The organism is Saccharomonospora sp. CUA-673 (genome assembly GCF_001942305.1).
In the GTDB taxonomy this organism is placed as follows: domain Bacteria; phylum Actinomycetota; class Actinomycetes; order Mycobacteriales; family Pseudonocardiaceae; genus Prauserella.
This window is the reverse complement of record NZ_MKKE01000044.1, coordinates 111752-137304: the sequence shown is the minus strand read 5'-3', so window position 1 is coordinate 137304 and position 25553 is coordinate 111752. Positions and strand designations below refer to the sequence as shown.

General features: G+C 65.7%; 29 protein-coding genes and 1 pseudogene. 8 read left to right on the top strand and 22 right to left on the bottom strand.

Going from position 1 to position 25553, the window contains the following annotated elements:
- Positions 1-188: 188 nt before the first annotated feature.
- The gene (locus tag BJF85_RS30465; RefSeq protein ID WP_255375761.1) at positions 189-542 is read right to left on the bottom strand and encodes a hypothetical protein; all 354 of its coding nucleotides are present in this window, start codon (positions 540-542) and stop codon (positions 189-191) included.
- Between the two features lie 664 nt (positions 543-1206).
- The gene (locus BJF85_RS19010; RefSeq protein ID WP_075849451.1) at positions 1207-1584 is read right to left on the bottom strand and encodes a hypothetical protein; all 378 of its coding nucleotides are present in this window, start codon (positions 1582-1584) and stop codon (positions 1207-1209) included.
- Positions 1585-2108: 524 nt separating this feature from the next.
- On the opposite strand from BJF85_RS19010, the gene BJF85_RS19005 reads away from it, so the two are divergent.
- Positions 2109-2726: a prepilin peptidase gene (locus tag BJF85_RS19005; RefSeq protein ID WP_075849450.1), complete on the top strand. Its 618-nt coding sequence runs from the start codon at positions 2109-2111 to the stop codon at positions 2724-2726.
- 3 nt (positions 2727-2729) lie between these two features.
- On the opposite strand, the gene BJF85_RS27485 is transcribed toward BJF85_RS19005, so the two are convergent.
- The 4 genes from BJF85_RS27485 to BJF85_RS18985 all read right to left on the bottom strand — a co-directional run bounded on the left by BJF85_RS27485 (position 2730) and on the right by BJF85_RS18985 (position 5078).
- Entirely contained in the window at positions 2730-3101 is a 372-nt protein-coding gene (locus BJF85_RS27485) for a hypothetical protein (RefSeq protein ID WP_139320717.1), read from the bottom strand.
- 383 nt (positions 3102-3484) lie between these two features.
- Positions 3485-4168 (bottom strand): 7-carboxy-7-deazaguanine synthase QueE, encoded by a 684-nt coding sequence (locus tag BJF85_RS18995; RefSeq protein WP_255375784.1) that lies wholly within the window; start codon positions 4166-4168, stop codon positions 3485-3487.
- Between the two features lie 35 nt (positions 4169-4203).
- Positions 4204-4584 carry a 6-carboxytetrahydropterin synthase gene (locus tag BJF85_RS27480; RefSeq protein WP_075849447.1) on the bottom strand — a complete coding sequence of 127 codons (381 nt, stop codon included), beginning with the start codon at positions 4582-4584 and terminating at the stop codon, positions 4204-4206.
- Positions 4581-5078, bottom strand: coding sequence for a hypothetical protein (locus tag BJF85_RS18985; protein ID WP_139320716.1), 498 nt, complete (start codon positions 5076-5078; stop codon positions 4581-4583). The genes BJF85_RS27480 and BJF85_RS18985 overlap by 4 nt, the downstream gene beginning before the upstream one ends.
- Positions 5079-5387: 309 nt before the next feature.
- Between BJF85_RS18985 and BJF85_RS18980 the strand changes: the two genes are divergently transcribed.
- The 3 genes from BJF85_RS18980 (at position 5388) to BJF85_RS18970 (ending at position 8369) form a co-directional block, all read left to right on the top strand.
- Positions 5388-6656, top strand: a complete 1269-nt coding sequence (locus BJF85_RS18980) for a helix-turn-helix transcriptional regulator (RefSeq protein ID WP_075849445.1) — start codon at positions 5388-5390, stop codon at positions 6654-6656.
- A gap of 35 nt (positions 6657-6691) precedes the next feature.
- Positions 6692-7390, top strand: a complete 699-nt coding sequence (locus tag BJF85_RS18975) for a 2'-5' RNA ligase family protein (RefSeq protein WP_075849527.1) — start codon at positions 6692-6694, stop codon at positions 7388-7390.
- A gap of 433 nt (positions 7391-7823) precedes the next feature.
- Positions 7824-8369 (top strand): hypothetical protein, encoded by a 546-nt coding sequence (locus BJF85_RS18970; protein WP_075849444.1) that lies wholly within the window; start codon positions 7824-7826, stop codon positions 8367-8369.
- Between the two features lie 727 nt (positions 8370-9096).
- Here the strand turns inward: BJF85_RS18970 and BJF85_RS18965 are convergent.
- The 15 genes and pseudogenes from BJF85_RS18965 to queC form a co-directional block, all read right to left on the bottom strand.
- Positions 9097-9792, bottom strand: coding sequence for a bifunctional 2-polyprenyl-6-hydroxyphenol methylase/3-demethylubiquinol 3-O-methyltransferase UbiG (locus BJF85_RS18965; RefSeq protein WP_075849443.1), 696 nt, complete (start codon positions 9790-9792; stop codon positions 9097-9099).
- Positions 9776-10501, bottom strand: a complete 726-nt coding sequence (locus BJF85_RS18960) for a Gfo/Idh/MocA family oxidoreductase (protein WP_255375760.1) — start codon at positions 10499-10501, stop codon at positions 9776-9778. Before BJF85_RS18960 ends, BJF85_RS18965 begins: the two co-directional genes overlap by 17 nt.
- A gap of 57 nt (positions 10502-10558) precedes the next feature.
- Positions 10559-10648: pseudogene (locus BJF85_RS31575) on the bottom strand (Gfo/Idh/MocA family oxidoreductase); the annotation flags it as partial.
- Positions 10645-10866: a Gfo/Idh/MocA family oxidoreductase gene (locus BJF85_RS18955; RefSeq protein WP_139320714.1), complete on the bottom strand. Its 222-nt coding sequence runs from the start codon at positions 10864-10866 to the stop codon at positions 10645-10647. The gene BJF85_RS18955 and the pseudogene BJF85_RS31575, both read right to left, overlap by 4 nt.
- Complete coding sequence (locus BJF85_RS18950) at positions 10863-12032, bottom strand: aminotransferase class I/II-fold pyridoxal phosphate-dependent enzyme (protein ID WP_075849440.1); 1170 nt, start codon at positions 12030-12032, stop codon at positions 10863-10865. Before BJF85_RS18950 ends, BJF85_RS18955 begins: the two co-directional genes overlap by 4 nt.
- Before the next feature lie 32 nt (positions 12033-12064).
- Positions 12065-12700: a PIG-L deacetylase family protein gene (locus BJF85_RS18945; protein WP_255375759.1), complete on the bottom strand. Its 636-nt coding sequence runs from the start codon at positions 12698-12700 to the stop codon at positions 12065-12067.
- A complete protein-coding gene (locus BJF85_RS18940) occupies positions 12697-13530 on the bottom strand; it encodes a 5'-3' exonuclease H3TH domain-containing protein (protein WP_075849439.1) in 834 nt (277 codons plus the stop codon). The genes BJF85_RS18945 and BJF85_RS18940 overlap by 4 nt, the downstream gene beginning before the upstream one ends.
- A 17-nt stretch (positions 13531-13547) precedes the next feature.
- On the bottom strand, positions 13548-14672 hold the full coding sequence (locus tag BJF85_RS18935; RefSeq protein WP_075849438.1) for a glycosyltransferase family 4 protein: 1125 nt from the start codon (positions 14670-14672) through the stop codon (positions 13548-13550).
- Positions 14665-15258 (bottom strand): phosphoribosyltransferase, encoded by a 594-nt coding sequence (locus BJF85_RS18930; RefSeq protein WP_075849437.1) that lies wholly within the window; start codon positions 15256-15258, stop codon positions 14665-14667. Before BJF85_RS18930 ends, BJF85_RS18935 begins: the two co-directional genes overlap by 8 nt.
- Positions 15255-16073: a radical SAM protein gene (locus tag BJF85_RS18925; protein ID WP_255375758.1), complete on the bottom strand. Its 819-nt coding sequence runs from the start codon at positions 16071-16073 to the stop codon at positions 15255-15257. The genes BJF85_RS18930 and BJF85_RS18925 overlap by 4 nt, the downstream gene beginning before the upstream one ends.
- Positions 16074-16230: 157 nt before the next feature.
- Positions 16231-17247 carry a glycosyltransferase family 2 protein gene (locus BJF85_RS18920; RefSeq protein WP_075849525.1) on the bottom strand — a complete coding sequence of 339 codons (1017 nt, stop codon included), beginning with the start codon at positions 17245-17247 and terminating at the stop codon, positions 16231-16233.
- Positions 17244-17699, bottom strand: a complete 456-nt coding sequence (locus BJF85_RS18915; protein WP_369822221.1) for a DUF6884 domain-containing protein — start codon at positions 17697-17699, stop codon at positions 17244-17246. Before BJF85_RS18915 ends, BJF85_RS18920 begins: the two co-directional genes overlap by 4 nt.
- A complete protein-coding gene (locus BJF85_RS18910; RefSeq protein ID WP_075849434.1) occupies positions 17696-18244 on the bottom strand; it encodes an SUMF1/EgtB/PvdO family nonheme iron enzyme in 549 nt (182 codons plus the stop codon). Before BJF85_RS18910 ends, BJF85_RS18915 begins: the two co-directional genes overlap by 4 nt.
- Before the next feature lie 4 nt (positions 18245-18248).
- Positions 18249-18947 carry a reverse transcriptase domain-containing protein gene (locus BJF85_RS18905; protein ID WP_255375757.1) on the bottom strand — a complete coding sequence of 233 codons (699 nt, stop codon included), beginning with the start codon at positions 18945-18947 and terminating at the stop codon, positions 18249-18251.
- A gap of 281 nt (positions 18948-19228) precedes the next feature.
- Positions 19229-19996, bottom strand: a complete 768-nt coding sequence (gene queC, locus BJF85_RS18900; protein WP_083666538.1) for a 7-cyano-7-deazaguanine synthase QueC — start codon at positions 19994-19996, stop codon at positions 19229-19231.
- Positions 19997-20950: 954 nt separating this feature from the next.
- On the opposite strand from queC, the gene BJF85_RS29075 reads away from it, so the two are divergent.
- The 4 genes from BJF85_RS29075 (at position 20951) to BJF85_RS18885 (ending at position 23467) form a co-directional block, all read left to right on the top strand.
- Positions 20951-21313, top strand: coding sequence for a helix-turn-helix transcriptional regulator (locus tag BJF85_RS29075; RefSeq protein WP_222844595.1), 363 nt, complete (start codon positions 20951-20953; stop codon positions 21311-21313).
- Complete coding sequence (locus BJF85_RS18895; RefSeq protein ID WP_222844594.1) at positions 21307-22125, top strand: transcriptional regulator; 819 nt, start codon at positions 21307-21309, stop codon at positions 22123-22125. The genes BJF85_RS29075 and BJF85_RS18895 overlap by 7 nt, the downstream gene beginning before the upstream one ends.
- Before the next feature lie 15 nt (positions 22126-22140).
- The gene (locus BJF85_RS18890) at positions 22141-22872 is read left to right on the top strand and encodes a 5-formyltetrahydrofolate cyclo-ligase (protein ID WP_222844593.1); all 732 of its coding nucleotides are present in this window, start codon (positions 22141-22143) and stop codon (positions 22870-22872) included.
- A 151-nt stretch (positions 22873-23023) separates the two neighbouring features.
- Complete coding sequence (locus tag BJF85_RS18885; RefSeq protein WP_255375756.1) at positions 23024-23467, top strand: hypothetical protein; 444 nt, start codon at positions 23024-23026, stop codon at positions 23465-23467.
- Between the two features lie 205 nt (positions 23468-23672).
- Here the strand turns inward: BJF85_RS18885 and BJF85_RS18880 are convergent, their stop codons facing one another.
- On the bottom strand, positions 23673-23954 hold the full coding sequence (locus tag BJF85_RS18880) for a hypothetical protein (RefSeq protein WP_158057019.1): 282 nt from the start codon (positions 23952-23954) through the stop codon (positions 23673-23675).
- Positions 23955-25553 lie beyond the last annotated feature (1599 nt).

The window sequence follows — 25553 nt, the reverse complement described above, 5'->3', positions numbered from 1 at the left end:
GACGGCGCACCCGGCTTGCGGCCAACCCACGACCGCGAGGCGGCGGGCGGCCCCTGGGTGGATCCATGAGTCGATGTGGGTGTGGACATCCAGCGCCTCCAGGCAATGCGGTACCCCGCACCCCTTTTCCAAAGAGGAAATGGGGTGTTGTCGTCGGATTTCTTTGTCCGTCTACAGCGGACTGATCGCTAGCGTGGAGCGTTGTTGAGCGCCTGCGATTCAGCCACTGCGAACGTCGCGTTCGATGTCGTTGTCAGGTCTGGGAACGTGCCGCTTTGGCCGGCCCCTGACCACGTCACCGTCCAGTGCACGGTCGCCGAGACGGGGTAGGTGTTGTTCGGCTGCCCTTGCGAGGTCTGGCGGTAGGTGTGGCCGCAGTCGGGACTGGGCGCCTTCGGATCGCCGCCCGACGGGAACGGGCTGCCCGCGCCTGGCAGGTGATCGTGGAGCCGTCGCCCATCGACCACGTCACGGACTTCGGTGTCGCGGTCGCGGAGACCGAAACGCCGGGCACGGATGCGGTGGCCGTCTGCGGCTGCCATTGGCCGCGGTCCATCCACAGCCACGTCGGCAGGTTCACCAGCTGCGTCTCGGCAGGCGAGGCGTGAATCTGCGGCGACGGCAACCGCAGCTGGTTGTATGCCTGCTGCGCCAGTTGCTCTGGTGATGGTTGGGGGGCAGGCCGTTCACGTTCCGGAATCCAGATCGGCGGTCGATACAGCGCATCCGACCAGCCTTCGCCCGAGCATTGGTACATGTACCACGCGCCCGACTGCCCCGGCGTGGGCTGCTGTTGTTGGGCGAACCGGACCTGCGCCCCCGACGTGGACGGCCGGTACACCGCCGGGGTCGCGGTGATCGCGCCGCCGGTGTTCGGCGGGTGGTAGGCGACCGTGGTTGTCCCCTGACTTGGCGGCTGGTAGTCGCTGCGCACGTACCGGCAGTTCGCCAGGTTCGGATCGCCCAAGACTTGATCGCCCTGCGGCCGTGGCGAACTGCTGCCATCCGAGTCGGAGTTATCGCTCTGACTTGGCTGTTCAGGTCGGGATGGAGACTTCCCTGGCTGACCTCCCCGTCCCGCCCCCAGGTCACATCCTGTGTAGTCGACCTGGCCGCAGTCGACGCCACCCCAGATGTCCGCGAGCGCCGTCCCGGAGCTAGCGATCACCAAGGTGGACACAGACACTGCCACGATCGAAGCCCGCCTTAACATGTGCCCACCCCCTGGACGGCAAACTGACTCACCTTCCACGAACCATCGGGCTGCTTCTTGACCTCGGCCTTGATCGACCGCCGCCCGCCTGGGTCGTCACCACGAACCTGCTTGCCGCTGTCTTCGTGAACCTTCGAGGTTCCGGTCGAGTCACCGCAGTCGGAAATCATCACGGTCTCCGGGGCCTTCGGCGGCTCGACCGAGGTGATCTGTGGAAAGTTCTTCGGAGTGCCGCGGGTGACGACATGGTTGAAGTGATCGGCGTACAGCGACCTGGTGATCGTGGTCAGAGCGTTGCCCGTGGCATAGCGGGCCAGTTCGGGTGATTTCCAGTCCGAGGTCCTTCCGGCACGGGCCATCGCCTGCCACATGCCGACATAAGCCTCCTTGGCCTGCTCCCGAGCCGTGTCGGCCGGGGACGGCGCTGAGGTCGACGGCGGGGCCTCAACGCTTTGCGACGTTCGGTGAGGAAGCCGGAGCTTGCGGGTCCTGCGAACTGCAGGCAATCGCCGCAGTCAGGCAGAGGATTACCGAACCCGACAGAGCGACCGATGGGATGATCGGACTACGCATACAGCCTCCCCCCAGTACGTTGGTCGTCATCCGCTGTGCATGATCCAGGCACTCAACTACGTGTACCTCGGGTTACCTCGGTCACATCAACTGGACCAAGGGCATGAACGGCCGTACATCGCGCCCAGGCTGAAAAGTTCACTCGTTTGGAGTAGCGAGCCACGACATCAGACTCTTGTGGTTGGTTCACTGGGCAACTGACCGAACACGTTGCGAGCACGGCTCTCAATCGCAGAGCGCGTCAAACGCAGGGGGCGTCACTCGCGTGCCAACAGTCCTTGCTCTCTCGGTATGGGCCTGCTGCGGCCTGGCGGTCGGCGCGTTGATCGCGCTCGCCGTCCAACGGCGGGAGGAGGCGAGCCCACGGGAACAGCTGCTGCAGGTCGCTGCCACGGGTGCGATCTTCGTCGCGCTCGCGTGGCGCCACGGCACTGGCTTAGACGTCTGGGCCGCGGCTGGCTATGCCGCGGCTGCAGCGCCGCTGGCCGCCGTCGACTTGCGAACCGGGAGGCTGCCCAACTGGCTAATGCTGCTCGCGTACGTGTTGACGGTCGCGGGACTGCTCATGGCCACGCTGGCGAGCCTACGAGCGGGTGGCTTGCTCGCCGCTCTGGTTGGCGCGATCATGTTCGCCGCGCTTTACGGCGCGTGGTACGTCTTCTTGCCCGGACATATGGGCGGAGGTGACCTCAAGCTCTCGTTGGTGTCCGGAGCGGTCCTGGGCTGGCAGGGATGGCCAGCGGCAGCAAACCCGCACGTCCTGACGGCCGGACTTCAACTGCTCGCCTGGCTGGCAGGAGCGCTCATGTTGATCTGGCTGCTTCAAGCAGCGGTCTACATGGTCGCGCGAGCCGTCAGGGGAGGGCCGGCCACCGTGGCACTGAGACACGGCCCCTTCTTGGTGTTGGGCACGGTCACGGCACTGCTCCTTGTACCGTGAAGCTCATTGCGCCCCGGCGCCAGCATTCGCGGCCCACGGTGCCCACACGCGCTGTTGTTGCTCAGGGTCACGCAGTTGTTCCGCGACGGGCTGCGGGCGGATATCGACGCTATCGATGCTGCCCCACCAGGCCCATTTCAGCTCGCGGCCGTTGCGAATACCCTCGTTTGCCGGTTGGGCAAGGTCTATCTCGAAGACGAAATGTATCTCATGATGGGATTCGATCGCTGTTTCGTCAATGTTCTCAATTGCTGCAGAGAATCGATAGTCGTGGACTGAGAACCCGAAGTCCTCTCGTAGGGTCCGAAGCAACGACCTTATCCACAGGTTCACCGGGCGCGACGACTCGTCCCGGGAGCGTCCAATGCTGCTCATCTTGATGTCGGCACAGGAGAACGTACTAGTCGTGCCCGATGAGTCCGTCAGCCACGATGTCGATAGCAGGAGGCATAGGACCATCCTTTCCCGGCGGTATTCAGCTGAGGTTGTGGTCGGCGTCTTTTGGGTGCTGCGTCGGGTTGACTGGCTAGCGTGGCGCAGCGGCTGACGATACGCGCCGGCGCGACACACTAGCCGCGTGCCGGGTAACCACGGCCAGGGTGTGGTTTAACTAGCAAGGTTGCATTGTGCCGCTCATGCGTGTGACCGACTCGGCGCTGCCGGCTATCGTGACCTGGTCGTGTCCTGGTGTAGTTGATCGGCTGAGCCCAAAGTCGGCGGGAACCCATCTCACCTGCTCGTTCGAGAGCGCTGACATGTTAGCGACCACGCTCGTCCCCCCACAGGAGGATGTGCAGCCGAGTGGAGAGGTTCCAGCTCCTGCGAACCGCTTCCTCGGCTAGCCACGACATCCGGTCCAGGACTTGCTCGCGCGTTGTGCCTTCCGGCATAACCCAAAGCGGGGAGAGGTCGAACTCCTCCGTGTATTGAGAAATTTCGTCTAGATCGCCTTCCTGTGTCACAACGAATTTGAAGATGGATTTCTTTGAAGAAGTGAATACGCGAAGCGCTTCTGGATTGATGCGAGCATCCCACTCCACTGCGGTACCCGCGAATGCCGAGGTCTTCGGTGACACGTTGAACTGGTCTACCGAATCAATGATGTCCGAGTTGGGTACTACCGTTCCGTTCGTCTCAATCTCAATGCGGTGTCCCGCCTCTGCAAGAGATCGAACGAGCGGACGGAGAGATTCCTGCTGGAGTAGCGGCTCACCACCGCTGATCACGACGAGATCGACGAGTTGCGTAGTGACCCACCTGTAGAGATCGTCGACGCTCATCCTCCGACTTTCGCGGCGCGGGTCAAAGCGGGACCAATCCCACGTATATGGAGTGTCGCAACCCGGGCACGACAAGTTGCATCGTGAGAGTCGGATGAAAACCGCGGGCTTCCCCGCAGAGGGACCTTCCCCCTGGACGGTAGGGCCGAAGCACTCCGACACAAGTAATGGCCGCGCCACGGAGGGCCTTGGCGTGGTCACGGTTGCGGCACCTGGTACTCGGCCCAGCTGGTCGGGCTCTCGCGTACCCGTACTGTCTCCAGGCGCGCGGGGATCGTCGGCTCGACATTCTCCTGGAACCAGTCGGCGATGTGGCGGGCCAGGTTCTCGCTGGTCGGCTCGACATCGAGGGCTCTGTTTAAGTGCTGATGATCCAGTGTGGCGTCGAGGTAGTGGCGGAGCGGACCCAGCTCGCCGAAGTCGGTAACGAACCCCGGTGGTGCCAGACTTGCCGCTGACAGAACGACTTCGACGGTGTAGGTGTGTCCGTGGAGGCGGGAGCATTTGTGCTCGGGTGGCAGGCTGGGCAGGTAGTGTGCCGCGTCGAAAGTGAAGCTCTTGCCGATTCGGTAGCTCACGTATTCACCCCGTTTCGCTGTGGGATTTCGGCAGTATCAGTGACGAGGGCAACCCCAAGCCGTAGCTGCCGTGCGCGGGCGGCCCATGTGGACGGCGGGCGGACAGTCACTGGAGATTGCCGTGCGGCTGGTGCGTGCAACGCGGTCGGCGCGGGGGCCGGGGTTGTCGGCGCGTCGGGGTGCCAGGGGTGAGGAAGCTCAAGCAGCGCTCGAAGCGCCTGCTGGGCATTGCTCGCGTACAGCCACACGACGACTTCCGGTGTGAAGATGTCCGTGACGTCCGTGGTGGGCACTCGCGCGCTGATCACTTCGTCGATGTCGCGGATGACGACGAGGTCAACGAAGGGTCCCCAGTCGTAGGTGCCGACGATCAGCGTGGGCTGATGAGTCCCGTTGCAGTAGCGCAAGGTGAAGCCATCCCGTGCGACTGCGGTGAGCAGTTCGTCGACCTCCGCAGGGAACGGGACGTCGGCCGGCTGGTTGTTGGCGTTCATGAGGTGGCGGTACCGGCTCACGGATCGGCTGCAAGGGGGATTGGTTGCGACGAGGCGTCGGGGGACTTCGGGGGAAGCCGGTCGGGGTCGGGGCCGCCTCGCCGCAACCGAGTGGTAGTCAATCGGCCCGTCGGGGTCGGCGACCAGAGCAGACTCGCTGCACGAACGCTGCACACGTGCTGCACACGCTGAGCTGACCTGCGTCGATGCCGTGGCCACGACTACTAGAATCACCTGATCGGATAGGTTCGTGGCCCGAGCTGGCTGGGGCTGCGCGAGACCTGCTTGGCGAACGCACACGGGGGTGCTATGGGGCGTCAGCGACGTGGACTGGCCGCACGTCGTGCTGGCCTGGGATACACCCAAGAGCGCTTCGCGGAGGCCGTCGGGGTTGAGCGCAGCACGGTCTGGCGCTGGGAGACCGGCGCGGTCACTCCTCTACCTGAGCAGTGCCCGCGCATCAGGGCTGTGCTCGACCTGAGTCTCGCGCAGCTCGATGAGCTTCTGCACGAGACCGCCGCCGATGTTCGTCCGGTTCCCGCTCAAGTCGTGGAGCGTGGAGCCACCTCGCCAGCGTCGTCGTGGGATGACCCGGACGAGGTGTGGCTGCATCTTCACGAGCTGCAGGAGTCGAACGTCGGTGATGGCCAGCTACGCCTGCTGGAAGGCCAGGTCAACCGCTTTGTTGCCGAGTACGAGCAGCGCGGTCCCACTGAACTCGGTCCGGCCGCCGCCCGCTTACGCGGGCAGGTCCACCAGCTGCTGAAGGGGCGCCAGCTCCTGCGAATCCGTTACCGGCTGCACCGGGTCGCTGCCCAGCTTGCCGGGCTGCTCGGCTACATGGCTGTCAACACGGGCCGCTTCCGGTTGGCGAGTGCTTACTGCGGGGAAGCGCTGCACTTGGCGGCGGAGATTGACGACGCGGACCTCCAGGTGTGGGTGTGGGGCACCCAATCGCTGGGTGCGTACTACCAGGGCGACTACGCCAGTGCGAAGACGTACGCGGCGCGAGGCCGGGCAGTTGCGCCCTCCAGCCCTCAGACCATTCGCCTCCTGGTGAACGGGGAGGCGAGGGCACTCGGCCAGCTCGGTGATCGCGCCGGTGCCGATGCGGCCGTGGGACAAGCCCTGGCCTTGCTCGATCACTACGACATCGCCCCCGGACTGACGCCGTGTATCTCGTTCGAGCCGTACGGCTACGCCCGGGTGGCTGCGAACGCGGCCACCGCCTATGTCCCGTTGGGCGACACCACACGGGTGCTGCACTACACCGGCGACGTCGATCCAGCCGTGGAACAGGCGGACTCCGCTTGGAGCCGGGCGCTGGTGCGCCTCGACATCGCCACAGCCCTGCTCCGGCAGGACGATGCGGACCTGGAACAGTCCCTTGCGCTAGGCCGGGAGGCGCTGCGCATGTGTGTTGACCACCCGATCCGGTCGGTCTGGCAGCGTGCCACCACGCTGCACGGACTCACCCAGCGTTGGGCGAACGACCCTCGGGTCATCGAGTTCACTGACCAGCTGCGCGCATGGCGGCAGCGTCCCCAAGTCCAGGCGATCTCGGGTGGCTCCCGTTGACCGCTGTTCATCGCAGACCGGTAAGTGTGTACCGCATGGGCACCTCGTACAGCTCGACCTTCCCCGCCGCGCCGCCAGCTGATCACGACGACCCCGCCAGCGTCGCCCAGCACGACCAAGCTGCGTTTGAGCAGGTCGAGCAGATGCTGTGCCACTGGGACCGGCCGCATCGGCGTTCGTTGCACTGGATGATCACACTGGACCAGCAGCCTCGCGCCGTCGAGTTGAGCCAGCGCTGCCAAGCGGTCCTTCCCGAAGACGGCCTGGACCTCATCCCACCGGAGAGCCTGCACCTGACCGTGCGGCGCTTCGGCTACGTCGATGAAGTTCCCGTCGACAAGCTCGACGCCGCGGTCGAAGGCGTCGGCGAGCACTGTCAGGGGACCAGTCCCTTCCATCTCCACCTGCTGCCTCTGGCGGGCTCACCTGGCGCTCTTCGGCTCAGCGTCGCCCCGTGGTCCCCACTGCTGTCCCTGCATCGAGCGGTGTCCGCGGCCTCGGGCTACGAGGAAGCCGAACCGCTAACCCTGTACCGCCCGCACGTAGGCGTTGCCTACAGCAGCCGGGTGCAGGCACCCGCCCCCTTCATCGCAGCTGCTCGCGAGGCTCAGTCGTTGCCGTCGGCCGAGATCATCATCACCGAGCTGCGGCTGGTCGAGCTGCACCGCGCCGACCACAAGTATCGATGGCGTGTTCTCGAACGCCTCTCCTTCGCCAGCGAGACGATGCACTGAAAGTTGGCCTGCGCGGCACGGGGCCGGTGCGTTGGCATCGGGCACTACAAGTGGCTCCCGGCTGCCGCGCCTGGAACGGTACTCATCAACCGCGTTGCGGGACAGGAAATCGGAGGTTACTTGGAGTGCCGCAGAGAGATCGTCAGCGCGGGTCATCGCTGTTCTGCGATGACTTCAACGCTGAATCCTGTCCGTCGCCCAGTTTGTCATGCTCGATCACCCGCTTGATGCCCTGGTTGCCACTTGAACTACTAGCCGTGTGAGGTCAGTTACAGTGGGATGCCATCAGGAATGCGCTTGTCTGGATGATCCACATCAAGGATGAAGGGCTGACCTCATGACCGACGTCGAGCGTACGAGCCACCCGAGCCGAGGGTGGTTCGCTGGGCACCGGTTCTGTCAGGAGTGAACCAACCACTGAGAGGGGCGGCGAGTGGCCGATCAACGCAGTCGCCAAGCCATCCCGGCTTGCCAGCGATACGCCGAAGGCGAGTCGTACTACAACAACGACATCTCCACCACGCGGTATTACGCCGCGCCAGCGTGTGACGAGCTGCCCGAGGAGGTGCACCGCGAGGACTGGGTGATTGAACACGGCTATGCCGTGGGTCTCACGGGGCATGGACCACGAGTGTTCAGCCGCTGGTTCTTCTTCACTGATCTGGCTCCGGCGGTGGCGTTTGGCCGGGCAGGGCGGATGTCGAGGGATGCGGCAGCTGGTGTCGGGGTGTACGAGGCGGCGTGCGAGTTGGTGTTCTGCGAGTGGCACAAGGCTGACGAGCATCTACTGCTGATCCGTCCTCGCGGCCAGGTCGACCGCAACGACGACAACCTGCAACTCACGCAGCTAAAGCGTTTCGTGCAGTCCTGCAAGGAGCACCCGTGGTCATCAAACTGGCAGGAGCCGACGGGATTCATTTCCCGCATGGATTCCCACGCCCGGGTTCACCAGACCACACACCACTCGCTGCCTCTGTAGAGCTTGATCCGGTGACATCTTGACGTTGTGACCGATTCCAACGTGCCGAATCTAGGGTCGAGTTTGTGCTGGAAGGAGCGTGAGTACGGATGGCGCACTGCGATGAGTGCTGTCTCCGAGTATCCCTGAATAAGGATAAGACACTGCCAAAGCATTACTCAGAAACTACCACTGGATTATTTGGTCACGGTGAGCAAAAGGAGTGCTCCGGTTCTGGAACTACCCGGTACACACTCGACAGCCAGTTTAAGCGGAGATGCACTCGACCACGAAGCAGGAAAACCTGCCCTTGCTGTTCTCGAAAGCAGCTCACGCTGAACAAGAACGGAAAATTTCCCAAGCACAAGGGACCAGACGGCGCCAAATGTTCAATGTCCGAAGCAAACCATACTCGATGATGTATCCAGCGTAAACATTGGTCGAACTGCGTCCGTAGGCTGGGGTAGAGGAGTTCGATCACTCTTGCCAATCACTGTTCGGTCTTCTGGTCAGTGTCGGGAACCGCAGCACCGGTGCGTCCAATCCGGAGAGGTCTCGGGTATAGGGGCATGGAAGAGGTTGGGCAACCATCGCACATCGAACACGTGTCTCACGAGGGGTGGCAGTAGGCGATAGTTTCAACCCGAACGAGCTGATCCCGACCCACCTGCGAAGGGGTTCGCCGGAAGGGGGCTCGGCTGACGCGGCGAACATGCGGTGATCGTCCTTTCCGTCTGGGAGTCTGTAGCTAATGGCTTAGGTGCGAACGCCACACAGTGAGGACATTGGGTGGTTGCGTCCCCAAGCGGATGAGGTCGCCATGCTTGCTGAGATCGGCCAGGACCCTCTGGTGGTCCAAGGCCGGGTGAAGATCAGCAGGGCCATAGCGATGGTCCGCCTCGTGGGGTGCGAGGTTGAGACAGACATAGTCGGCTGCGGTGAACAGCAGCTCGATCAGACCCGGCGGATCGTCGGCGTGTCCGAGGACGTCGACGGCATAGGCGAGCTGGTGACGCTGTCCCGAGAGGTGGTCAAGAGTGTGGATGCGGTGGGCCGCGTCGAGATCGCGGTCCAGCCGCCAGCGCGCGTAGTCCAAACACGGGTTGTCGAGGTCATAGCCGTGCACATCGAGACCGGCTTGCAACAGGGCTTGAGTATCCAGCGCGATCCCGCAGCCGACGTCTGCGACCTCGGCGATGCCGTGTCCGTGCGCGAATTCCAGGAGAAAGGCAAAAAACGGGTCCTTGACTCCCATGTAGTGGAAGTGGGTGAGGTCGTAGAGGTATCCCACGCTCTGTCTATAGAAGGCCGCCCCGAGGTGTGTCCACTCGACGTCGAGGAACGCCCGCAACGTGGTGAAGTCCGTGAGTTCGGGGCGGAATTCGGTGCCGACGTAGGTAGCCAATCGGTGCCAGGCTGTGGCGATGTCAGCGTAGGCCCGCACACCGCTCCTCTCGCAGCAGTCGTAGCTCGGCGGGATGTCCGCTGAGGCGCGCGAACTCGATGGCTTCGATGATCTCGACGACGTGGTGGGCACGGTGGCCGCTGCGGCAGTCCGAGGCGCCGCTACGGATGGAGTCGACGAGGTCCAGCACGCCGAGCCCGCGGCCGGTGGAAACGTCCACGTCATCCTGTGGGAGTTCCTGCCAGTTCTGCTCACCGCGGCAGCGGTAGCGCACGGAGCCGTCGTGGAAGTTGGGGTCGGGCAGCACAAGCGAGCCGTCGGTGCCGTAGATCTCCAGGTGCGGGCGCGCGGTGGCGGCGATGTCAAAGCTCGTGGTCACCGTGACGAGGGCTTGGCTGCGGGAACGTAGGAACGCGACCACGTGGGTCGGAGCGTCGGCTCGGAAGGTGTCGCCGGCGTGGGGGCCGGTCCGGATGGTGCGTTCGCTGCGAGTCGAGGTCGCGGTCGCTTCGACGTACTCGATGGGGCCGAGCAGGTAGGTCAGCATCGTCAGGTAGTACGGCCCCATGTCCCCGAGCGGGCCGGTGCCGGAGGCGTAGAACGGTTGCGGTGCCGGGTGCCAGTTTTCGGGTCCCGGTGCCAATAGCGCCGCATCGGCAGTACGGGGCGTGCCGATGACCCCGGTTGTCAATGCGTAGTGAGCGGCGCGTGCGGGTGGGGCGAGCACGGTGTCGGGTGCGGCACCCACAAGCAGCCCTTTGTCTGATGCGGTGCGAAGAAGTAGCTCGGAGTCGGCGGCAGTGAGTCCGAGCGGCTTTTCGACATAGACGTGTGCCCCAGCATCGAACGCGAGGCGGGCGAGGTCGATGTGGGTTGCCGGTGGGGTAAGGATCACGGCGACGTCGACCTGGCTGTTAGCGAGAACGTCGCCGGGCGCGCGAATTCGGGGATGCCGTGGTGCTCAGCGAACTTCGTGGCGGTGCTGATGTCGATGTCGGCGCAGGCGATGATGGTGAGGTCGGCGGCGCGCTGAAGCGTAGTGAGGTATTCGTGCGCGATCTGCCCGCATCCGATGATCGCGCATCGCAAAGGTAGCTGGGGACGGCTGGTCATGCACTCTCGCTTCCGTGGTTGTCCAGACGCAGCGCGGAACGGATCAGGTCCAGGAACGCTGGATGCCGGGATTCGTCGAGCACGGGGACTTGGATGTCGAGGTAGCAGGCCATGTCGACGAGGCTGGCCGTGCTCGGTGTGCCGGGCCAGTTCATGGCCAGATGTGGGTCCCCAGGTCCTGGCCACCAGTGCCGAACGCCTAGCCGGAACAAGTGGTCGGCGACCCGGTTGGCGTGCCCAGGTGTGGGCAGCCAGACGCCGACGAGCGATCCGTTGGACTCCTCAGCGTCGAGGTTCGGCGACTTTCCGATCGCGGTGGGGAGAACACTACGGACCTCCGGCACGTCTTGGAGGAGGCCGATGAGCTTGTCTTGCAGCGGGCGGAGCGTTTGCCGCAAGGCATTGAGGTGGGTGAGTTGTGGCAGAGCGCTCGCTGCGGTGATCTCGCTCATCCGGTCGTTACCCCGGCCGCCAGCATTCTCCGGCAGCGCGATGCGTGTGTTCCCGCCGACGGCCCGCAGTCCGTCCAGCAGATGGCTGTCGTCGGTGGCGATGATGCCGCCTTCCCCAGTGGCAACGAGTTTGTGGGTCTCCGTGGAGAACACCGCCGCCACGCCGCGGCCACCGACCGGCTGCTTGTCCAGGGTGGTTCCCCAGCCTTGGGCACAGTCCTCGATGAGCGTGACGCCGCGCTGGGCGAGTTCATCAGTGATGCGCTGGGTGTCCGGGGCTGGGCGGCCCCGCAGGTGCGCCAGGATCACCACGGTGGTGCGCTCGTCGAGAAGCGGCTCGATCTGCTCCCAATGTGGGGTCAGGTCGCTGGTTGCGGGGGCGATGACCGGTGTTCGCCCGCTGCGAAGGACCGCCGTGGGAACCGAGATCCAGCAGACCTCGGGGACGACGACACGTTCGGCAGCTTCGCGCTGGGAAAGGCAGCGCAGGAGGAGTTCGAGCGCGGCACTGGCAGAGGAGGTGGCGACCGCACCCTGGCGGCCGAGGTAGCCGGCGACCTGCTGCTCGAATTCGCGGACGTGGTCTCCGGCGATAGCGCCGAGTGCTCCGGAGGAGACCACCTTCGTGAGGCGTTCAAGCTGGTCGGCCGCAGTCAGAGTGCTGTATTGATAGACGGCTTCGTCGAGAACGCGCGTCTGTGCAGCGGTGTCCATGGTGATGTCCCCAGAGGTTGCTGTGTGGTGAGTCAGAGCGTGGTGGCCGCTGGGACGCGGCCGAGAACGGGCAGCGGGACAAAGTTCTCGCCGTAGCGGGTGCCGATGCGGCTGCCCCACAGGCGGCCCAAAGTTTCGGCCATGGGGCCGAAATGCTCGGTGATGGGCTGGGAGGCATGCGCGGCCAGCGCCCGCATCTTGGTCTCCCAGGTTTCCGTGACGTCGATGACGCTGTGCGCAGCGATCGGGCTGTGGCTGGTGAGCCCGTTGTAGGTGTCGCTGGTGTAGACCCGGCGCGGGCGCCCGGTGGCGATCACGACCTCGGGCAGCGCCGCGGTGAGCGTGTGAGCCACATGCCGGTGATCAGGATGGACGTCGTCGAGCGGGTGCGTGATAACGACCTCGGGCCGAGTCGCGTCGAGCAGGTCGTGCAGCGCGTTCGCGTTGACGGCCGGGTACGAGTGGTAACGGGCGCCCAGCTCGTCAGCGGCCGTGGCGGCTTCTGTGTTGCGGATGGCGTCAGCGTGTTCGGGCACAGCGATGGTCACGGAAGCGCCGACCTGCGCGAGGCGGGCGAGTGTTCCGCCCGCCCACAGTTCGGCGTCGTCGGGGTGGGCCATGACCGTCAGCACGGACGCCGGGCTGGTCGCGGGGTTTGGCGTGGTCACCACAGCTCCAGCTTCTCGATCACCTCGGCGGGTTTGGGCAACTCAGCGCTGGGATCACCGGTGGGCTCCACCGGCAGCGGCAGGTCCGTGCGCATGCGCACGAGATCCCGCCAAGCCAGTACTTGCTGCCACTGCTGCTGGATGAGCTGGCCCTTGGCGCCGCTGAGTCGTCCAGAGGCGGCCAAGTCGTCGAGTGTGAGTCCTCCTGCGAGCAGTCGGGCAGCGGTGGCCGCGCCAATGCCGTGCACGCCGGGGATGTTGTCGGCCGGGTCGCCCTTGAGCGCACAGAAACACGGCCACTGCTCCGGCCGTACTCCGTAGCGTGCGTCAACCTCTTCCGGCCCGATGTGGCGCTTTCCCGGGTGCATTGCGGTGTTGAGCACGCGGGTGTGCTCGTCGAGCAGCTGGTAGTAGTCGCGGTCGGTGGAGAAGATCCACGCAGGCCGTCTGTGGCGGCGGGCGCGGCTGATGAGCGTAGCGACGACATCGTCAGCTTCGGCGGTCTCGATCTCGATCCAGGCCAGTCCGTAGAGGTCGAGCCCGCGCTGGACTACGGGGATCGCTTCCAGCGCTTTGCGTGCGCCGTCGTCGAGCGCCCGGTTGGCCTTGTAGTCGGCATCGGCGTCTTGGCGTTCGGCGGAGCCGTGTTCGCCGTCGAAGACGATGATCACTTCGGGGGCCGTGGGTAGCTCGTCGCGGATCGCGACCCGGAGCAGGGCGAAGAACCCGAAGCAGGCGGTGAGGTCGCGGGTTTTGTCCCGTGATCTGATTTCGGCGGGGAATCCGAAGGCTGCCCGCCAGAGCAGGTTGTGGCCGTCGACCAGCAACAAGGGGACTTGAGCAGGCATCACCGCACCGCCTTCACGAACCACTCGGCGACTGTGATGGGCCGGAAGTCCCGCGATCGGTAGTACGCAGCCCTGGACAGGTGCCGGTAGCGTACAGGATCACCCAGCAGGTCCCCGGCAGCCGTCCACAGCGCGTGTTCACCCTGTGACTTGGGGACGGTCACGCCGCCGGCCTCGGGGCCAGTACCGACTAGGGACGGCAGGTGGTCGACGTCGTAGCAGACCACGGGCGTTCCCACGGACATGGCTTCCAGTGCGACGAGGCCGAAGGACTCCCGCAGGGAGGGCACGATCACCACGGCTGCCTCGGCAAGCCAGGCGGGCACATCCGCCCATCTGATCCCGCCGGATCGCAGGTGCAGCCAGGGGCTGTGCGCGGCGGCGTGCTGGCAGCGGGACCACTCGCCGCCTTGGGCACCGGGCACGGTCTCGAACCCGGCGTCTGCGACCACGACTTCTGCCGGGCGTTCGAGCAACCGCGCCTCATTGACCAGGGCCGGGATGTTCTTCTCCGGCCCGAGACGACCGAGTACGCGGATCGGGGCTCGCCTGCGCAGCGTCTCCCGAGCTGCTTCGTCCGGGCGCGGATGGTCGTGCAGCAGGCCGTTGGGGATCACGGACCAGCCATCGGTGTCGTAGCCCTGCTCGCGAGCCTGGTCGAGCACCGTGCTCGACGGGGCGACGACGTGCTCAACGCTGGCCAAGGCTACGGCCAGGTCCTCGTCGTGCCCGATGACGTGTGTGGCGAGGACTGAGCGCGCCCGATGCTGGACGGCCACTCGCCCCAGGCCCCACAGGGCGTCGACGTACACGGCGACGTCGACACCGAGCGCGTCGAACGTGGCGACGATCTCGCGGTGCAGCCGGTCACCTGCCTCGTGAATGGCTCGGCGCAGCGTGTCGTCGTCGCACGGGAACGACGAGGCGAGGGTGTGCAGCCGGATGACGTCGGGGTCGGGCTCTGGTTGCTCGGCTGCGGTGAGGATGACCGCGCGGTGGCCGAGCTGGCGCAAGCCGCTGGCCAGTGCGGCGGTTGCGCGTTCCATGCCGGCCGGCGCGTCGACCGTGTACGAGGCGAGCACGAACGCCACCGTCAGCGGTGGCTGTTCGGGTGCTTCAGTCACGAATGATCACCTGATTCAAGGGTGGGAGCGGCGTCGTCGGTTGACCTGCTGGAACGTCCTCCCAGGGGAAGACAACCCAGTCGGCGACGTCCCAGCAGTAGAGATCGGGCGGCGTGGACGCGCCGCGGTTGCGGCACAGGGCGCAGGTGAGGAACCGGGTGTCGGGCTCGGCGAAGGGTCGGAGCACATCGAGGACTGCGGTGAAGGTGGCGCCGGAGCCGCAGATGTCGTCGACCACCAGCACGGTTCCCGCGAGCCGGGTGGGTGCGGTGGGCTGCCAGGAGTTGAGATCGCAGGTCACGGTGCCGGTCGCCGGGCTGTACGGCGCGTCGGTGGTGTTGTGGCTGGCTCGGACAGTGTGCGCCTGCAGGCCCAGGCGTGCGGCGATGTGGCGTGCAGGAGTGGTGCCGCCGTGCGCGATACCGATCACGGCGCTGACTGCCTCCAGGTGCGCGCGGCTTGTGAGCTGGACGGCTGCGGTGGCCAGCAGGCGGCACGCTTGCAGCATCACGGAGGTGCGCAGCTGCCACAGGCGGTGGTGCTCGAAGACGCGGGACGGCGCGGACGAGGCGATGCTGGTGCTCATGCCGAACCATCCCTCCCGGTCAGTGCCAGGTCGGACAGATTGGTCAAGGAATGCAGGGTGGTGATGCCTTCGGCCACGGAGTCGTTGCGCCACACGCGCCCGTCGGCCCGGATGACCGTGAAGCCCCCTGCGTCGTCCCTGGTACGCAGCCGGACAGTCACGGCATCGGGAATGTCGAGGTCGGCAACGATGGCGCGGGCCTGTTCGTCGGTGAGCAGTTCCGCGTCGGCCAGCGCGGCGCCCTCCCCGATGGGCAGCATCTGCAGGAAAGTCACGCCATGCACGCCCAGTTCCTCCGCGAGGTCGACCATGCGCTGCGCAGTCCCTTGGGCGGAGGTCATCAGGACCGTTTGCAGTTGAGTGGGGATGGCGTGGGCGACGGCGGCGCGAGCGCCAGCCACGGCGCGGCGGAAACTCCCCGATCCGCGCCAGCGGTCATGGGACTCCGCGTCGGGACCGTCGAGGCTGACCCGCACGGCATCGACCTGCCCGGCCAGTGCTTCGGCCCGCCGCTGCAAGTGCCATCCGTTGGTCGTCACGCTAACCACGCACCCGGAGCTGGTCAGCGTGGCCGCAAGTTCGCCGAGATCGCGCAGCAGCAAGGGCTCGCCTCCGGAAATGTCCACGGCCAAGACCCCGGACTCGCCGAGCAAGGCTGCGATCCGCTGGCGATCCTTTCGGGCGAGTTCAGGCACGGCCTTGTCGTCCAGACAATGAGGGCAGGCGAGGTTGCAGCGCACCAGCGGAGACCAGCACACGCTGACAGGCACCTCGCGATCCAGCTCGCCGGGATGGATGGTCGGCCAGCTCGCCATCGAACTGGCCGGCAGGCGGGCTCGCCCGAGGGCAATCAAGCTCTCGGCGCGGTGTGTCAGCCCGGTCAGGGGGTCGTGGACGTATCGGGTTTGGTCGCACGCGCCGTGGCGAAGACTCGGTGCGTCGTGGTGGTGATCGCGGTGTGGTGAACGGTTGTCATCGCAAGACCTCGCAGGAGTGCAACAGGGAGTTCATCGCGGTAATGAGCGCGGCGCGTCGTCCGGAACGGGCGGGTTCACCGAGCAGCGCTCGGTAGCGCGCAAGGGTCGCTGGCCAGGTGCCGAGCTTGTGCTGCCATTGCTCGACCGCGTCGGGCGGATCGAGATGGAATCCGACCGCTTGGCGCAGGGGAATCACCAGAAGCCCGGCGGCGATGAGGCAGGCGCCGAGATAGGTGTCCTCCATACCCCAGCCGATGCGCCCGAACTCGGCATCGAATCCACCGACGTCCAGGACCGCGGCGCGGGGCACGGCCAGCAGCGCGGTGACGACCATGCGCTGCAGATCCCAGTCGTAGTACGTCCGCCCGTGGCCGAGATCGCGAAAGTCGCGGGTGTGCTCCAGCGGCCGGCCATCGACGGGTCCTCGCAGGGTGATGCCGCTGTAGAGCAAAGGGGTGTTCACCGGTGGTCGCCAGGTGACTCGATGGTCGGCGGCGAGATCGGGGCCGACGTCGGGCCAGGCAGCGCCGTGCGGCAGGTTGTGCCGGAATCCGGTCAGCACCGCGTGGTCGGTGGCACGTGCCGCCAGGTCCCCCACGGTCGTGGGCGGCAGGAGCATGTCCGCGTCGACGTAGAGCACGGTCTCGCCTTGGGCGATGTAGGTGCCCAGGTTGCGGGCGGTGGCCGCGCCGCACCGGGCGGGAAGCCGCAGTCCCGTTGTGACGGCCGGATGAGTCGCGATGATCTTCGCGGTGGCGTCGGTTGAGGCGTCGTCGACGACGATCACCTCGAAGCGGCGCCCGTAGGTCTGTGCCTCCAACGCGTCGAGCACCATCGTCAGGCAGTAACCGACGTTGTGCGCGGGAAGAACCACCGACAGACGCCGACCGCCGACCCAGCCGGATGGAACAGCGGCATGCCAAGCAATCCCCGTCGTCCGCTCGAAGTCTCGTGTGTGGCCCGCGTGGTCATTTCCGCGGTGTGCCAAGGTCTTGGTGAGCGAGGCGTTCATGTCCACCCCCAGGTGTCGAGGACTGCAGCGGCCCGATGCCAATCCCGCGGGGCGGAGATCCAATACAGACGGATCGCGTCGAGCCGTCGCACCACTGGCTCCAGGGCGAGCAGGTACAGGGGTTCGACGACCGCCAACACGTGCGTCACGGCAGCCAACTCACCCGCGAGATTCGGAGCCACGCGCTGGCGCAAGACATCGGCGTCGGCAACATCAGTCAGCCGGCGGTCGTAGGGCATGATCGGTGAGTCGGCGTGGAGCAAGCCGTAGAGCGCTGACACGATCCGAATCCGCTGGCGCAATTGAACGTTGTCGCCGAGACGATCCCGAAGTCCTGGAATGCAACCGCCCTCGTAGAGGTCCAAGGCAGCGATCGCTGCCCTGGTCGACTTCTTCCGCCGCGAGCAGCCAGCGACGATCAAACCACGCTCAGCGGGAACAGGTGTCGTCACGGCTCACGCACCACCCGGAACCCGATGCCGAGAGACCGAAGTTCAGCCGGTGCTGAGTTGAGAAACGTGCACCACGCGTACAGGGGCGGCGAGGCATAGGAGCCGCCGCGGATCACGAAGCCATCACCCATCGTGGAGCTGGCGGTCCACTCCCAGACATTCCCAGCCACGTCGAGCATCCCATCCGGCGTCGCACCCTCCGGATGTGCCGCAACGTCGGTCGTGCCTTCGAATCCGGAGTCCCGGAGATTGGCCAACTCGGGACCCCAGGGCGCGTTCCCCCATGGCCACACCCGTCGTTCGGCTCCCGATGCCATCCACTCCCACTCCACCGAGCGGGGCAACCTTCCCCCGAGTCGGCGAGCGACATGGTCCGCCGTGGGATGGTCAACACCGGTGACCGGATAGTTCCTGCTTGGACCATCGCCCAGGTGTGCCTGCGTGATCGGCGTGCGCGTCCACAGCAGCGTGGGCACCGTGACGGGGCGTGATTCGTCTCCGAACAAGCAGGTGCCGCCAGGGATCTCGATCCAGTCGATGTTCATCGCGCTACCCATCGATGAGGAAAAGGTCTTCGGCATTGGCATCGCGTCGTATCCGGCTCTTGGCCGCGTTCGGTTCCAACCGCACAGCCGCCATGGCGTCACTGATGCACCAGAACGCTTCCCCTGCGCCCGCCATCGTCGCAGCGAAAGCGCAATAGTTGTCGGCGAACCTCACCACACGGAGCCCCGAAACCTCTTTGTCCACTTGTGACAGTCGGAGGTTGATCAGAAGCGGAGCTAGTCCTGAACCTGGGACCACGGGACTGGGCATCCCCGCGAGTACAGTCCTGAGTAGACGAAGAAAACTGCCGTCATGGATGTACTCGGCGAACCAGTCCACCGCTTCGGCGGCAGTCGCGCCGTCCGAGACCCTGGCTGCGTCGATATCGGCGACGCATCGGTACCCGGCTGTCAAGTGGTCATTCGCGTGGCGAAGCGCAGTGTTGCGGTTCCGCCGGGGCCGGAAGCCGGAGACCCAGTCGGCGAACGCCCGCGCCTCCAGGATGGGCTCCGCCGCGTTCCGCACTGCTCGGTGCACGAGGCGATCCATCACCGTGGGGATCGCGGTCGGCATAGATTTCCCGGCGTAGGTGGGAATCGTCAGCTCTCGAAGCGGACCGGGGCGCCACGTACCCGCGGCGAGCTGGGTGGCGAGATCTGGGAGGACTGCTCCGGCTTGCTGGCGAAGATCGCGCCACGTCATCCCATCGGCCCCAGGGCTTGAAGACCGTCGTCCGCACTGGCGCAGTGCTCGGCGCAGATGCTTCTCGCTCAACAGCGGCATCAACGAGTGCGACTGCGGAGCAGCGTGATCGCCTGCTGGTGTCTCGGGCTCCACATGCGCTAGGCTCGATTCCGCCTGAGTGGCGGGAACGATCCCACCATCCCGCGAGATTGATGCGCAGCCCAGCACACGCGTGTCGGGTCGGGAAAGACGGCCCCACTCAGGTCTTTCCGAACGGTCGGGCTCTGTTCCGGCCATCGTCAGGTGCACCCCACCGCGTAGGTCGTACGGTCGGCCACGCCTGCGTCATGGAACGCCTCTCGGCGCTCCGTGCATGTGCCGCATGTACCGCAGTGCTCCGTGCCGCCGCGGTAGCAGGACCACGTCTGCTCGAATGGAACGTTGAGCGCGGCACCCAGCCGCACGATGTCGGTCTTGGAGCTGGCCAGGAACGGCACCACAAGCTGGAAGTCGTCGGTGAGAAACCCCTCGTTCGCGACCTGTGCTGTCCGGGCGAAGCTGGTCGTGAAGCGTTCCCGACAGTCCGGATAGATCGGGTGATCGCCAGCATGAGCGCCGAACGCGACCGCGTCAGCCTGCGTGGTCACCGCCAGAGCCACCGCGATGTCGAGCATGATGGCGTTGCGGTTAGGAACCACGGTCGCCCGCATCGTCTCGTCGGTGTAATGACCCTCCGGAACTCCGACGCTGGAATCGGTCAACGCCGACCCCTGAAGGACACGCCCGAGCGCGGAGAGATCAACTACTTCGTGCCGCGTTCGGAGGGCCTGTGCGGTCGCCGCTGCGAAACGCAATTCCACTCGATGACGCTGGCCGTAGTCGAAGGACAGCAGAGTCAGCTGAGTTCCGCGAGCCTGGAGCCAGTAAGCCAGCACGGTCGAATCAAGGCCGCCGGAGGCGATCACGACCGCATGACGCGGATGGCGGTGGATGCCGGGTGTGCCCGGGGCGGCCACGTTCCCGATGCGGTTTGCGTGCGATGGTGAAGTGTCGATTCTGGCGCTCATTCTCCGGATTCCTTGCTCGGTGGTGCGCGTGGAGGTGAAGGCCGCGAGACGCGCTCCACCTCCACCGCGGACTATGGGTGCGCCGTAGCTGCGAAGAGGGCAGCGAGCGTGGCGGTGCGTTGGTTCAGGACCCCTGCGATGCCCGGCGGCCTCGGTGGGTGCGCGCCGGCGAGTCGGATGACGTTGCGGCAGACCGGAGCGCCCAACGCAGACGCCCAACATCAAGCGGACGCACGGAGACCGGGCCGGGAGCGGGAAGCTCGACCCCTACATTCCTGCCGGGAAGCACGCGCACAGCGATGCGCGCGCGTCGTCCATGCCCGTCCCGGCAGGGAACAAGGTCGTGGACGGTTTCGACCCTGCCACGCGAGAGCGATCGAAGGCACGCCGTCAGCAGGCGTTTCATCAGCATCGGCCCCTCCCGATCGCGTGCGGGACGGAGGGAGACGAGCGTCTGTCGCCTGGCAGGTGCGGGATCGCACGCGGTGCGAGCCGATGTTCTACGCAACGGGATCGTGGTGCGGCATCGCCCACGAATCGCTGAGGGAGCGTCACAATGTCTCCTCGTTGGCAGCGAGCCCCTTATTCACAGGTCCGAGCACCGGGTGTCGGCCGTGCGGTCGGTGTCCGCAGCGGTGGGGTGCTCAGGTGGCAGTCAACCGGCGGGGTGCCCGCTGAACCAGAGCAGAATCGCTGCACCGTTGCTGCACGAATGCCGCACATAAGTCCGTGACCAGGGAAGATGCTCCTGGAATCAGATGGATACGGTCGACGTCGAGGAGTGGTCACATGCCGGGCAAGCGCCAGCAGCTCGTGCGCCAGCGCCTCGCTTTTGGGGGTGTCTTAGGAACAATTCGTTCCGAAACCTGGGCTGCTACGACACCGAGTAGTCCTTGACCTGCGAAAATCCGACCAGGATCATGGAATCACTCTGTTCGATTGGGGGACGCGTGCATGTCCGGCAAGCGGATGCGTCTGTGGCGGCATCGCCGCGCGATGGGGATGAGCCAAGAGCAGCTTGCCGCGTCCATCGGCATGGGAACCGATCGGTCGACGATCTATCGGTGGGAATCTGGAGAGGTCACTCCTTCGCCACGCAAGCAGCCGCGGCTTGCCCGCGCACTCGGCGTCTCGGCCACCGAGCTGATCGACCTCCTCACGCCGGAAGCCGACCCGGAAGAGCCACTGAGCCGCGGTCGCGTCGGGCACGCCCTTCGCTCCCCGAACAGCACGGACCTGGCGACCGTGGAGAGCTTGTGGCAGGAGGTACACCGCCTGGACGAGCGGTATGACCGGATGCGTCGACATCCTTGCTAGCCGGTACGGGCCAGGCCCTCGGTCAGATCGGCTTCCTCGCCCGCAACGGCGGGGATGGCGCCCTGCAGCGCGACCTCTTCGCGGCCGAGGCCACTGCGGCGACGCTGATGGGACAGCTGGTGTGGGACGCCTCCCAGCGCCGGGATCACCGCACCGCGCGGCAGTACTTTGATCAGGCGACAGCCGCGGCCCGCGAGATCGGTAGCCCAACTGCCGAAGGGCACGCGCTGCTGCGGACGAGCTACCTCGCGCTCTACGGGGAGCGCGATCCCATCGAGGGGCTGCGGCTGACCGAACAGACTGCCGAGGTCACGCGCTCGACCAGCAACGTCCTGACCGGGCTGGCGCAGCTGCACTCGGCCGAGGCCCACGCCATGCTCGGCGACACGCGGCGGTGCGAGTCGGCACTGGCCGCCGCGGAATGCAGCTTCACGAGCGTCCGGGCCACCGACGGTGCTGCGCATCTGTTTTCCGAGACCCAGTTCGACCGGCTGGCCGGCTCCTGCTACCTGTTCTTAGGAGATCACCGCCGCGCCCAACGCATCCTCGACACAGCTGCCCAAGCGATGACTGCGCGGAGCAAGTCCCGCGCGATCGTGCTCGGCAACCTCAGCCTTGCCTATGTGCACCAGGGCGAGCTCGATGCGGCTGCGGCGAGCCTGCACGACGCCATCGACGTCCTGGAGGCCACCCGCGGAGGTGGCGGCTTGAACATCGTCTCCGATGCCGTGCGCAAGCTTCGCCGCTGGCGTGGCGAGCCTGTCGTTCAGGACATCTACGATCGGGTGCTCTCACTGATGACTACAGCGTGACGAGGAGCGCACACAGTGACCACAGCCGAGGTGGACGCGCGTAAGGACACCATCCGCCGGCAGGTGTGGAACCTGCTGGACCAGCAGGGTGTCGTGGCAGGAGACGGCAGTGCGCATGGGCGCATCCCGAACTTCGTCGGCGCCGAGGTCGCCGCCGATCGACTCGCCGCACTGCCGGAGTGGGAGGCTGCCAGCGTGATCAAGGCCGTGCCGGACAAAGCACAGCTCCCGGCCCGTGCCCGCGCCTTACGTGCGGGCAAGGTGGTCTACATGGCCGCGCCCAAGCTCGCGCCACCGCAGCCCTTCTATCTGCTCGACCCAGCCGGTCTGACCGTTCCTGCCGAGGAAGCCGCGTCCAGCCGCATGGCGCCGTCGGTAGCACGCAACGTTGGCCTGGATGAGTTGCGGCCCGTCGATCTGATCGTGTGCGGCAGCGTCGCTGTCAGCCGCGATGGTGTGCGGCTCGGTAAGGGCGCCGGGTATTCGGACATCGAAGTTGCCCTGCTCGCACAAGCGGGCCTGATCGGTCCCGCGACTACGATCGTCACCACCGTGCATCCACTCCAGGTGATCGAGGGCGACATCCCCGAGACCAGCCACGACTTCAGCGTCGACGTGATCGTCACGACCGACGAGGTCATCACCTGCGCACCACCGCGCCGCCCCGGCGGACTCGACTGGGACGATCTGAGCGCAGACCAGATCGCCGCCATGCCGATCCTCCAGTCCCTCCAGAACAACCGTTGAGGGACACCGTGATCGACGAACAGGATTCGATGTCGTCGAGGAGTCCTGTGGGCACGGAGGACACTCGCTTGGTTGTGCTTCGCGGTCCTTCGGGCTCAGGGAAGTCCTCGACTGCGCATCGGTTGCGCGCGCATCTTGGTCGCAGTGTGGCGTGGTCGAGCAGGACTACCTTCGCCGCATTGTGTTGAAGGAAAAGGATGTTCCCGGCGGGCACAACATCGCGTTGATTGACCAGACGGTGCGGTTTGCGTTGAACCGCGGGTGGAACGTGATCTGCGAAGGAATCATGCATGCGGAGCAATACGCGGGCATGCTGAACCGTCTTCGCCGTGATCACCGGGGCCGCACGGTATTCTATTACTTCGACCTTTCGTGGGAGGAGACTCTGCGTCGTCACGAAACGCGGCCCCAGTCCCATGAGTTTGGTCATGACGACATGCGGAAGTGGTATCGAGCTGCGGATCAGCTCGGTTTCGCCGAAGAACACGTCATTCTTCAGGAGTCCTCACTGGACGAGACCGCGAACCGAATCCTCTGTGAAGTGTTCGGCGGTGGCGCCGTGTCGCAACGATCAGAGGCCCGCGCCAGGCTGTGAGTAGTTGCTGATTTGCCCGGAACAGGTTGCAGCATGCTGGGAGACCGAACCGGCGTTGCGCCGGCAGCGTGGCTGTCGAGGGCGAAGGTAGTCATGATCAATAGTGTGACCACAATGAGCAAGCCGAGGATGAAACGTAACGGTGCATCCGGGCCGCAGTGGCTTCCTGACGCGGGTCTCTTAAGGTGTCGCATGGCGAATCTCCTTACATATTCCACTTCTTGCGCATAAGTTCGAGCAGATGTGCCAACTCGTCTGCCGTCATGGGCGGTTGCCACTGAGCTGATCGTTGGGTTGGCGCTTGTTCCGGTTGCGATCGATGGATAGCGACCTCGCTGGCACGCTGCCGTTCTGCCTCCACCTCGGGGTCGTCCATGTCGACCGTTGGCCAGTCAAACTCAACGTCGACGGCTGCCGGCAGTTCTTCGGTCGGGGTGGCCAGTAGCGCCCGCTCGAAGGCAAAGAACGGCACGGTCGGCGCACCCATCATTTCCGCGCTATGCCGTCCACTGTGGAGATAGATAGAGGAACCGATGAGAGGAGTTCCCGTACTGTCGCGGAGTTCGTGGCGTCCCACAGCGACCCGGCATCCATCGGGGCGTGACTGTCGATCAAGCCGGCGTGTTTACCTGGGCGCTCGCGCGTAGTGAGGCGACGTGCGTTTCTTGCTGCAGTGTGCCGCACGTTGATCGAGACATTGTCCACACACGTGCCCGGTCGACTCGGCCTCATCAGAGCGAGGTGGGAGCAAGTGCTCGCTGGAGCACAGTGAAGGCATGACGATCTGGTGCTGGCCCAGCGGCCCGTTGGCGAGGTAGGGTATCGTGACGGGCCAACCGGACACTGTTCGCGGGTAGTGCTTCGTGCGAGGGCTGAGCACACCCGGGCAGGGCGTGGTAGCAGTGACTTCGTCCAGGGGTATACGCACGAGCGGACCTTTCGGTGGCTGTTGACGAGTGGGCATTACTTCCGTTGTCTTGGAAGGCAAGGCGATTTCGCGCATGAGATGTGCGCGTGTGGTTAATGCCGTGTCTGGAGAACCTTGCGGGCGAGTGCTACAAGTGCAGACAAGGGTGGTAGCGGCCGGTTCTGTCGTGGGCGTTGCGGCCAGTGCCGGGTGTCCGCGGGATGCGGCACGACAACGTGCCCGCCGCGAGGAACTGCGCGCACCCGTGCTGTCCGCAACTCGGTGGGCAGCTCCAGATTGGCCCGTTGGCACGGCGCCGTCAGGAGTGTCCACCAGCGGTGGTTGCTGTCGGTGCAGATTGGGCCGTTCATCAGATGCGTGCTCAGCGTTGTAGCGACCGTATTGGCCAATCGCGCCGGTAGGACAAGCGCGTCGAGCACGTCGCCGGTGTACACCACCAGTCGCCCCTGACGGGCGTCCAGGCTGGCTGGCCAACCCAGACGGCGGAAGAACTCTGCGCCAGCGGCGAGGTCAAGCGGCTCGGCGGAATCCGTTGTCGGGGTTGACGTCGGGCCGTCGCGGTGAAACGTGGTTGCCATGGCGATACTCCGACCCTTCGCTCGGGGTGGGGAGGCACAGGCGGGTTCGCGCGCCGTGGCCGGCGTGGCTCGACGCGGATAACGCCTGGGCGGGAGGTGTGCCTGGACGGCGGGGCTCAGGCGGTTCCGAAGGCACCAGCGGTGCGCGGGTCACCACCGCGTCACGGAGGACCGCTCGAAGTTGTCCAGCCTCGGTTGGGGTGAGCGTGTGGTGTCCCGGCTGGGACGGGGTGATCGTGACCCCATCCGTAGACACACCGACCCGCAGCTGCGCCCTGCGGCCCCGCTCGTCGCGACACGGCACGATCCAGGCAGGCGAGGCCAACCAGCCCGCGCGTTCCAGTAGTGCGAGCACGGTGTCCACACGGTTGAGCCGCTTCATGGCAGCTCCCGTGCCATCGAGGCGGCTGTGGAACCCGGTGGGCAGGCGGCGGTCCGGGTCAACGCCTGCCCACCGAGGGTCATGAATGCCACGCGACCCCGTGGGAGTTCGGGACCTCGACGGGGCCGCCGTGGTGGAGTCCTGACCGCTCCGTTCGGGGGAGCGCCGCCGCAGCGACAGCGGATCGGACAGGACGCT